This window comes from Microbispora sp. ATCC PTA-5024 (assembly GCF_000511135.2).
Lineage (GTDB): Bacteria > Actinomycetota > Actinomycetes > Streptosporangiales > Streptosporangiaceae > Microbispora > Microbispora corallina.
The window spans coordinates 1615791-1625291 of the sequence record NZ_KI866523.1 but is presented as its reverse complement, the minus strand read 5'-3'; the positions used below and the strand labels follow the sequence as shown (position 1 = coordinate 1625291).

Sequence of the window (9501 nt, the reverse complement as noted above, 5' to 3'; positions counted from 1 at the left end):
GCCCCGGCCGGCCGGGCGCAGCGCCACGTCGATGGCGGGCGAGCGGCGGGCCAGGCGCCGGGCCACGCGGGCCACGAGCGGCCCGGCCGTCGGCGCGTAGACGAGGCTCACCGCCGCCCGCGGCCCCGCCGCCAGCCGCGCCGCCTCCGCCGAGAACGCGGCCGCGCCGGCCAGCAGGGCCTCCGCGTGGGGCAGCAACTCCGTCCCCGCCCTCGACAGCCGGACGTCCCGGCTGGTCCGGTCGAACAGGCGCAGGCCCAGCGACCGTTCGAGACGGCCGACGGCCTGGCTCACGGCGGGCTGCGACAGGCCCAGCTCGGCGGCGGCGCGCGAGAAGCTCAGATGCCGCGCGACGGCGGCGAAGCACCCCACGTCGCGCACCGCCGGTCCCGCTTCCATCCCCCAGTTATAAGCGACGCCAATGAATCCCGTCAGGCGAGCAGGTGCCCGACGTGCGGCACATCCGGTCGAGCCCCTGCCAGTGGGGCTACCTCTGCGGCCAGCCGCGCGGTGCCGTGCTTCTGTTCGCGGGTCAGATGCTGCGGTGGTTGCGCACAGCGGATTCGAGCTGAGACAGCTGGGGCCCGAGCGCGGCGTCGACGGCGAGCGGGTCACTGACGTGCAGCCGCTGCATGGCTCGGCGGGTCGACAGGCTGGTGTTGATCTCGTGCTCGCCGCGGCCAAGCGCGTCGAGCAGGTCGGTCACCACCTCTTCGACCGGGCGGCGGCCGAAACCCAGGTCCTCCCCCGCGGCCGAGCTGTCCATCATCGCCGTGGCTGTGGCTCCGGGATACCAGGTGGCGACGTGCACGCCGGCGCCCTGAAGCTCCCGGCGCAGCGCGTGACCGAACGCGGCCAGGCCCGCCTTGGTCGCCGCATAGGTCGCGTAAAAGGGCAGCGGGAGCAGTGCCATGCCGCTGGCGATACCCAGCACGACGCTGTCGCGCCGCCGGCCGAGGCCGTCCACGTCGGCGGAGCGCTCGGATTGGGCGGCCGCGCGCAGATCGGGCAGCAAGGCGCGCGTGAGCAGGATCGGCGCGGTCAAGTTGAGACCCACCATCGCCCGCACATCCGCTACATCGCACTCTTCCAGCCGGCCCGCGCGCACGTTGCCGGCATTGTTGATCAACAAATCGACCTTGCCCAGCACCGTGCGCGCAGTGTCGGCGACCTTCTCCTCGGCCCCCTCGTCGGTGATGTCGGCGGCCAGCACTTCGGCTGCGCCGCCGGCCCGCACCACCGCCGAGGCGGTCTCCCGCAACGCCTGCTCGCGGCGCCCCACCAGCAGCAACCGGGCGCCGCTCCGGCCGAACCGTTCGGCCAGCACGCGGCCGATCCCACTCCCCGCCCCGGTGATCACGCCAGACCGGTCGGTGATGTCAATGGGCAGCGGTGTTTCAGTCTGGGTCATGTGCGCTCCTCGGCATTGTGCGGGCCCGTTTTCACTTCTGGTCGGAGCCCGGGAAAACGTCAGCTAGGCGCCGGCTACGGCCGCTGCCTGGCATGCCGCGAATCGGGATCAGTAACCCGACCCGCCGGCCACCGGATAGGCGACCGCCCCCGGCGGCGGCATGCAGGCGGCTGGGCAACAGCAGCCCCCTAGCCGTCACATGTTCGGATAGCCAGAACATAACACATGTTCGGACTGTGCGAACATGTTGGGCTACCATGACCATGTGGCAAGCCGAACAGCGACCGATCTTGTGCATCCCGATCGAGAGGAGCTGGTCTTTTCTCGCGTCATGGGGGCGCTGAGCGATCCGGTGCGCCTCGGTGTGGTCGCTCGCCTGGCAGAGGCCGGACCCGATGGCGAGCTGGCGTGCGGGACCATCACCACGCCGGTGAGCAAGTCCACCCAGAGCGCTCATTTCAAGATCCTCCGAGAGGCCGGAGTGATACATCAGCGAGACCAGGGAACCCGGCGCCTGAACCGGCTACGCCGAGACGACCTCGACGCTCGCTTCCCCGGCCTGCTCGACCTCGCCATCACCCACGGGCGCGAGGTGATCGCCGAGTGGGCGCGCCAGCCGCAGGAGACCGAAAGATCGGATTGACCATCGTCCGGCCGGGCGGCCTCAGTCGAAGTGATCCATAAGGGGGGTGAATGGATCCGGCTCTGTCAGGTACGGCGCGGGGAGGATGCGTGGCGTCCCGTTGATCTGGCGAACGAGGAGCCGGCATGACATCGTCCTTTCCCGCATCGACCGTGCTCGGGTATCCGAGGATCGGTCCGGACCGGGAGCTCAAGCGGGCCCTGGAGTCGTACTGGGACGGCCACTCCACATGGCAGGACCTGGAGCGCACCGGGGCCGCCCTGCGGGAGCAGGCCTGGCGACGCCTGCACGCACTGGGGCTCGGCGCGCTCCCGTCGAACACCTTCTCCTATTACGACCACGTGCTCGACACCGCCGTGATGCTCGGCGCCGTCCCCGCCCGCTACCAGGCCGTCACCGAGCAGGACGCGTACTTCGCCATGGCTCGCGGCACCGACGCGACCCCGCCGCTGCGCATGACCAAGTGGTTCGACACGAACTACCATTACATCGTGCCCGAGATAGGGCCGGACGTCCGGTTCCAGCTCGCACCGGGCAAGATCCTCGGCGAGATCCGCCAGGCGCGCGCGCTGGGCCTGGAGACGCGTCCCGTGCTGGTCGGGCCGGTGACGTTCCTGCTGCTGGCCGAGGCCGCGGCGGACGCGCCGCCCGGGTTCGCGCCCCTCGACCGGCTCGACGAGGCGGTGGAGGTCTACGCGTCGCTGCTGGGCGTCCTCGCGGCCGAAGGCGTCGGCTGGGTCCAGCTGGACGAGCCCGCCCTCGTGGCCGACCGTACGGAGGCCGAGCTCGCCGCAGTGAGGTCCGCGTACGGACGGCTCGGTTCGCTGACGGAGCGGCCCGCGCTGTTCGTGGCGTCGTACTTCGGCCCCCTGGGCGAGGCGCTGCCCGTGCTGGCGGCCACGCCGGTCGAGGCCGTCGGGGTGGACCTGGTGCGCGGCGGCACCCGGGGCCTGGAGGCGCTGGCGGGCAAGACGGTCGTCGCGGGGGTCGTGTCCGGGCGGGACGTCTGGCGCACCGACCGGGAGCGCGCCCTCGCCACGCTGCTCGCCGTCCGGGAGCACGCCGCCCAGGTGGTCGTCGGCACGTCGTGCTCGCTGCTGCACGTGCCGTACGACGTGGAACGGGAGGAGGACCTCGACCCGGCGCTGCGGCGGCGCCTGGCGTTCGCCGAGCAGAAGGCCGCCGAGGTGGTGGAGCTGGCCGGTCTGCTCGCCGCGACCCCGGCCGCACGGACTCCGTACACCACCGACGGTCCTGTCGCCGCCGATCCCGCCACCGCCGACCCGTGCATGCCGCCGGCCTCGGCCCGCAGCCCGTACGAGGTGCGGGCGGCGGCGCAGGCGGCGCACCTTCGGCTGCCGATCCTCCCGGTCACCACGATCGGCTCCTTCCCCCAGACGGGCGAGCTGCGGCGGGCCCGGGCGGCGGTGGCGGCGGGCGAGCTGGACGAGGCCGCGTACGAGAGCCTGGTCCGCGCCGAGATCGAACGGGTCGTCGCCCTCCAGGAACGGCTCGGCCTCGACGTGCTCGTCCACGGCGAGCCCGAGCGCAACGACATGGTGCAGTACTTCGCCGAGCACCTCGACGGGTTCGCCGTCACCCGCCACGGCTGGGTCCAGTCGTACGGCTCCCGCTGCACCCGCCCGCCGATCCTGTACGGCGACGTGCGGCGGCGGGAGCCGATCACGGTCCGGTGGACCCGGTACGCGCAGTCGCTCACGAGCAGACCGGTCAAGGGCATGCTGACCGGCCCGGTGACCATCGTCGCGTGGTCGTTCGCCCGCGACGACCTGCCGCTGCGCGACGTCGTGGTCCAGGTGGCGGACGCCGTACGCGACGAGGTGCGCGACCTGGAGGCGGCGGGCGTGTCGGTCATCCAAGTGGACGAGCCGGCGCTGCGCGAGCTCATGCCGTTGCGGCGGCGTGACCAGGACGCGTACCTGCGCTGGGCCGTGGACGCCTACCGCAGGGCCACCTCGGGCGCCGGCGACCGCACGCAGCTCCACACCCATCTGTGCTACTCGGACGCCGACGAGATCCTCGCCGCGATCGACGCGCTGGACGCCGACGTCACCAGCATCGAGTCGGCCCGGTCGGGCGGCCGGATCCTCGGCGAGCCCGCCGTCCGCCGCTTCGGCCGGGGGCTCGGGGCCGGGGTCTACGACATCCATTCGCCGCGCGTGCCCGGTGCGGAGGAGGTCGAGGAGTCGCTGCGGGCCGCGGCCCGGGCGCTGCCCGCGGGCCGGGTCTGGGTCAACCCCGACTGCGGCCTGAAGACCCGGACGTACGACCAGGTGGAGGCGGCGCTCGCCAACGTGGTGCGCGCCGCCCGCCACCTCCGCGAGGAACTCGGCGCCGGCTGACAAGCTCGGCCCGCAGGCTCGCCGCGCCCCGGGGAGACACCGGGCGCCCGGCCGGGCAGCCCAGGCCCGGCGCCGGGATCCCGGCGCCGGGTGGCCGTGGCGGGCTACGCCTGGGGGCCGAGCAGCACGAGGGCCGCGGCGCCGAACAGGCCGGCGTCGCGGTCCAGGGAGGTGCGGTCCACCCGCAGGCGGCGCAGGAAACCCATGCCGGCGTTGCGGGCGACCGCCTCGCGGAGCGGGTCGAAGAGGGTCGGGCCGGCGGCGGCCACGCCCCCGCCGATGACGACGTGGTCGAGGTCCACGAGGGCGGACGCGGTGAGGATGGCCGTCGCGAGGGCGTCGGCGGCGCGCCGGAAGGCGGCCAGCGCCACGGGATGCCCGGCGGCGGCGTCCGCGGCGAGCGCCCGGGCGTCCGGGCCGGTCCAGCCGTTGGCGGCGGCCCATCGCACCATGCTGGGGCCGCTGGCGAGGAGTTCGACGCAGCCGACGCCTCCGCAGGGGCAGTCGTCGCCGCCGGGGTCGACGGTGATGTGCCCGATGTGTCCGGCGTTGCCGGTCGGCCCCACGTACGGCACGCCGTCGATCACGAAGCCGCCGCCCACGCCCGTGGAGACGACCATGCCGAGCAGCGTCCGGGGACGCTCCCGCTCCGGGAGACCCCGCCACCACTCCCCGAGCGCCATGCACTGGGCGTCCCCGGCGAGCCGTACGGGCCGTCCGGGCAGCATCCGCGTGAGCGCGTCCACGAGCGGGAAGTCCCGCCACGACGGGATGTTGACCGGGCTCACCGTGCCCTTCACCGGGTCGAGCGGCCCGGCGGAGCCGATTCCGACGCCGCCGATCCGGGCCTCGGGCACCCCGGCGGTCACCCGGGCGACGACCTCGGCCAGGACGGCGTCCGCGGAGTCCGGGCCGCGCAGCGGCACCTCGGCGCGGACGAGGATCTCCCCGTCGGGGGTGACGGCCGCGGCGGCGAACTTCGTGCCGCCGATGTCCACGGCGAGGACGGTCACACGCCCACCCCGTCCACGGCCTCCAGGTCACGGCAGGTCCTCACACGTGCTCCTCTCGCCGGGGTACGGCTCGCCGCCCGCGCACCGGATGGGCACGGGAACGTACGTCGCCGATGACAACGATGTCAACAGTGTCCTCCTCCACCCTGCCGACCGCCACCGAGGGGTATCCGTAATTCCGATGGGTTAGGTAGGGTAAAGGGATGCACTTCGACTTCACCATGGCGATCGGCTCCTTCCTGGTCGCCGTCGTCGTCGGGCTGACCGGCATGGGCGGCGGCGCCCTGATGACGCCGATGCTCGTCACGTTCTTCGGCGTCCCCCCGCTGACGGCGGTCTCCAGCGACCTGGTGGCCGCCGCCGTGATGAAGCCGGTCGGGAGCCTCGTCCACCTGCGCAGGGGGACGGTCGACCTGCGGCTCGTGAAGTGGCTGTGCGCCGGGTCGGTCCCGTCGGCGTTCTGCGGAGTGCTCCTCGCCCGTGCCCTCGGGGACGGCGACGGCGTCCAGACCGTCGTGCAGACCGGCATGGGGGTCGCCCTGCTGATCGCGGCCGGGGGCCTCGCCGTGCGCGGCTACCTGGCGATGCGCGACAGGGCGGAGGGCCGCACCCCGGAGACCGGCCGCCGGACGGCAGCGCCGGGCGAGCCCGCCGCCACGGACCTGCCCGCCGTGACCGTACGGCCGCTGGCGACGGCCGCCGTCGGCGCCGCGGGCGGCCTCGTCGTCGGCATGACCTCGGTAGGCTCGGGCTCACTGATCATCGTCGCCCTGCTGGCCCTCTATCCCGCCCTCAAGGCCAACCAGCTCGTGGGGACCGATCTGGTCCAGGCCGTGCCGCTCGTGATGTCGGCCGCCCTGGGCCACCTGCTGTTCGGCGACTTCGAGCTGTCGGTCACCGCGGCCCTGCTGGCCGGCTCGATCCCCGGCGTCTACCTGGGCTCGCGCATCTCGTCCCGGGCGCCGGGCGGCCTGATCCGCCGCGCGCTCGCGTTCGTGCTGCTGGCCTCGGCGTTGAAGATGTTCGGCGTCGGCACCACGGCGACCGTCTGGGTGCTCGGCGCCGTCCTGCTGACCGCCCCCGCCGTCTGGACGGTCCTGCGGGTGCGCTGCGGACTGCCGGCGCTGCCCTGGCGGGAGGCGAGACGAACCGCGAGCCCGGGAAATGACGACGGCCGCCCGGCGGACGGCGGCGACCGGTCGGCGCTCCAGCGCGCCGAGTAGCCCGCCGCTCCCCTTCCGCGCGCCGGATAGCCCGCCCTCCCGGACGCCGAGTAGCCCGCAGGGTCCCTCCCACGCGCCCGTGACCTACGCCGCGTCCCTCCCACGCGCCCGTGACCTACGCCGCGTCCCTCCCACGCGCCCGTGAGCTGCGCTGCTCCGCTTCGGCCGTCAGGCGGCCGGGAGGTGGCGGGCGAGGAAGCCGGTCGCCAGGGGCCAGGCCGTACGTGCGGCCTCGGCGTCGTGGAAGCGGGCCGACTTGAAGTTGTGGAAGGCGTGCCCGGCGGACTCCTGCACGTGGATCTCCATCCCCGGACGGCCCGCCACGGCGCGTTCCACGGCGGCCACCTTCTCCCGCGGGATGAACTCGTCCCGTCCCCCGAAGTGGAACTGGACGGGGCTGGTGATCCGGTCCAGGAGGTCGAGGGAGTCGGGCACGGCGGAGCCGTAGAACGACAGCACGACGGACGGGGTGGTCCGCGCGGCCAGGACGTAGGCCAGCGAGCCGCCCAGGCAGAAGCCGACGACGCCGGTGCCGCCGGCCACCTCGGGCAGCGAGGCGAGGGTCTCGAATGCGGCGGCGCTGTCGTCCACGCCGGTGGCCACGTCGAAGCGGCCGCCCATCGCCAGCGCCCGCGACAGCCCCTCCTCGCCGTGGTCGGCCGTCCAGTTCCGCTCCAGCCGCCAGAACAGGTCGGGGGCGCCGACGACGTAGCCGAGCCCGGCCAGGTCCTCGGCGACCGCCCGGATGTAGTCCCCCACGCCGTGGATCTCCTGCAGGAGCAGCAGCCCGGGGCCGTGGCCGCGGGCGGGGATCCACAGGTGCAGGTCGAACTCGCCGTCCTGCACGGTCACGGGCTGAGTGCGTGTGGGCATCGTGGGTCCTTCCGTCGTCGGCCGGGCCGTACGGGTGCCTGGGCGACCTGGAACGGGTCCCCGGCTCGTGCCGCCCGTGATCCTCTCACCCGGTGCGGCCGTCCGCGCCGCCGGGTTTTACGGTGGAGATCGTGGTCTTCCGCATCGAGATCGACGGTCGTCCCCCCACGGCCGACACGCTCGTCCATCCCGCGCTGTCGAACTACGGGCACTTCACGGCCATGCAGGTCAGGGACGGCCGTACCCGTGGCCTCGACCTGCACCTGGCCCGGCTGGACGCGTCCACCCGCGAGCTGTTCGGCGCCGGTCTCGACGGCGACCTGGTCCGCGCGCGCATCCGGCACGCCCTCGGAGACGACGTGCGCGACGCGTCGGTCCGGGTGGTCGTCCACTGGCCCGAGGGCGCCGAAGCGGCGACACTCCTCGTGACCGTGCGGCCGCCCGCACCCCCGCCGTCCCGGGCGCAGAGCCTGAAGTCCGTGCCGTACCAGCGGCCGGCGGCCCACATCAAGCACCTCGGCGGGTTCGGGCAGACCTACTACGGCCTCCTCGCCGCGCGGGAGGGGTTCGACGACGCGCTGCTCACCGCGCCGGACGGGACCGTCGCGGAGGGCGGCATCACCAACATCGGCTTCTTCGACGGCGCCTCGGTCGTCTGGCCCGACGCCCCCTGCCTGCACGGGATCACCATGCAGCTGCTGGAGCCCCGGCTTCCCTCCGCGGGGATCGGGTCGCGGCGCGGACCGGTGCGGCTGGCGGACGTGCCCGCGTACCGGTCCGTCATCGTGACCAACTCCCACGGGGTCGCGCCGGTGGAGCGCATCGACGACATGCGGCTGCCGGTGGACGAGGAGTTCGTGAAGACGGCTGTCGAGACGTACGAGTCCGTCCCCTGGGACGTGATCTGACCCCCTAGAGCTGCCGCAGGGCGGGCAGGAGCTCCTTCTCGGACCACTCGAAGAACTCGCGCTGGTGCTCGTGCCCGATCTGCACGAGGGCGACGTGGGTGAACCCGGCGTCGGTGTACTTCCTGACCGCCTCGACGACGGCGTCCACGTCCGCCCCGCACGGCACCTTCTCGGCCACGTCCTCGGGCCGCACGGTCTCGGCGCCCGCCGCGAAGTTGACCGGGGCGGGCAGCTCCGCCATCACCTTCCAGCCGGCCACCGACCAGCGCCACAGGCGGTGCGCCCGATCGACGGCGGCGTCCCTGTCCTGGTCGTAGGAGATCGCGAGCTGGCCGTACACCGGTTTGCCCTCCCCGCCGGAGGCCCCGAACTTCTGCACCAGCGAGGCGTCCGGGTCGACCGACACCAGCCCGTCGCCCAACTCGGCCGCGACGTCGGCCGACTGGTCGCCGGAGGCCGCGACGGCGATAGGCACCGGCCGTTCCGGCAGGTCGAACAGCCGGGCGGAGTCGATGTCGAAGTACTCGCCCCGGTAGTTCCGGTAGCCGCCCTGGAACAGCTCCTTGATGATCTCGATGGCCTCCCGGAACATCTCGTGCCGCGTGTTCACGGGCGGCCAGCCGTGGCCGACGACGTGCTCGTTGAGGTTCTCCCCCGCGCCCAGGCCGAGGGTGAACCGGCCCTCGCTCAGCACGCCCATCGTGGCGGCCTTCTGCGCCACGACGGCCGGGTGGTAGCGCATGATGGGGCAGGTCACGTACGTCATCATCGGCAGGTGCTCGGTCGCCTGGGCCACCGCCCCGAGGATCGACCAGGCGTAGGGCGAGTGGCCCATCTCCTCCAGCCACGGGAAGTAGTGGTCGGAGATGACGGCGTAGTCGAAGCCCACCCGCTCCGCCGTCACGGCGTCGTCCACCAGCTGCCTCGCGGGCGTCTGCTCGCACATGAGGGTGTATCCGATCTCAGCCATACCGCGACCCCTACCCATGGATTCCCGGGTCTCCCTGCCGCCCGCCTCTGTCTTTCACCCGCCGGTCGTACGGCGGGCGGGCCCGGCGGCGTCCTGG

General features: G+C 73.4%; 9 protein-coding genes. 4 read left to right on the top strand and 5 right to left on the bottom strand.

The window, feature by feature from the left end; translation table 11 throughout:
• On the bottom strand, positions 1–399 hold a 399-nt coding region (locus MPTA5024_RS42370; RefSeq protein WP_198167241.1), incomplete at its 3' end, for a helix-turn-helix domain-containing protein.
• Between the two features lie 133 nt (positions 400–532).
• A complete protein-coding gene (locus MPTA5024_RS20100) occupies positions 533–1411 on the bottom strand; it encodes an SDR family NAD(P)-dependent oxidoreductase (RefSeq protein WP_051458381.1) in 879 nt (292 codons plus the stop codon).
• Positions 1412–1676: 265 nt separating this feature from the next.
• Here MPTA5024_RS20100 and MPTA5024_RS20095 point away from each other — a divergent pair, with 265 nt between their 5' ends.
• Positions 1677–2054 carry an ArsR/SmtB family transcription factor gene (locus tag MPTA5024_RS20095; RefSeq protein WP_084369882.1) on the top strand — a complete coding sequence of 126 codons (378 nt, stop codon included), beginning with the start codon at positions 1677–1679 and terminating at the stop codon, positions 2052–2054.
• Positions 2055–2179: 125 nt separating this feature from the next.
• A complete protein-coding gene (gene metE / locus MPTA5024_RS20090; RefSeq protein ID WP_036325689.1) occupies positions 2180–4417 on the top strand; it encodes a 5-methyltetrahydropteroyltriglutamate--homocysteine S-methyltransferase in 2238 nt (745 codons plus the stop codon).
• Positions 4418–4521: 104 nt separating this feature from the next.
• Here metE and MPTA5024_RS20085 read toward each other — a convergent pair whose 3' ends face one another.
• Positions 4522–5430, bottom strand: coding sequence for an ROK family protein (locus tag MPTA5024_RS20085; protein WP_036325687.1), 909 nt, complete (start codon positions 5428–5430; stop codon positions 4522–4524).
• 203 nt (positions 5431–5633) lie between these two features.
• On the opposite strand from MPTA5024_RS20085, the gene MPTA5024_RS20080 reads away from it, so the two are divergent.
• On the top strand, positions 5634–6653 hold the full coding sequence (locus MPTA5024_RS20080; protein ID WP_051458380.1) for a sulfite exporter TauE/SafE family protein: 1020 nt from the start codon (positions 5634–5636) through the stop codon (positions 6651–6653).
• Positions 6654–6821: 168 nt separating this feature from the next.
• On the opposite strand, the gene MPTA5024_RS20075 is transcribed toward MPTA5024_RS20080, so the two are convergent.
• On the bottom strand, positions 6822–7526 hold the full coding sequence (locus MPTA5024_RS20075; protein ID WP_157099571.1) for a dienelactone hydrolase family protein: 705 nt from the start codon (positions 7524–7526) through the stop codon (positions 6822–6824).
• A 131-nt stretch (positions 7527–7657) separates the two neighbouring features.
• Between MPTA5024_RS20075 and MPTA5024_RS20070 the strand changes: the two genes are divergently transcribed.
• The gene (locus tag MPTA5024_RS20070) at positions 7658–8434 is read left to right on the top strand and encodes an aminotransferase class IV family protein (RefSeq protein WP_198167240.1); all 777 of its coding nucleotides are present in this window, start codon (positions 7658–7660) and stop codon (positions 8432–8434) included.
• Positions 8435–8438: 4 nt separating this feature from the next.
• Here the strand turns inward: MPTA5024_RS20070 and MPTA5024_RS20065 are convergent, their stop codons facing one another.
• Positions 8439–9404, bottom strand: a complete 966-nt coding sequence (locus tag MPTA5024_RS20065; protein WP_036325680.1) for an LLM class F420-dependent oxidoreductase — start codon at positions 9402–9404, stop codon at positions 8439–8441.
• Positions 9405–9501: the final 97 nt, after the last annotated feature.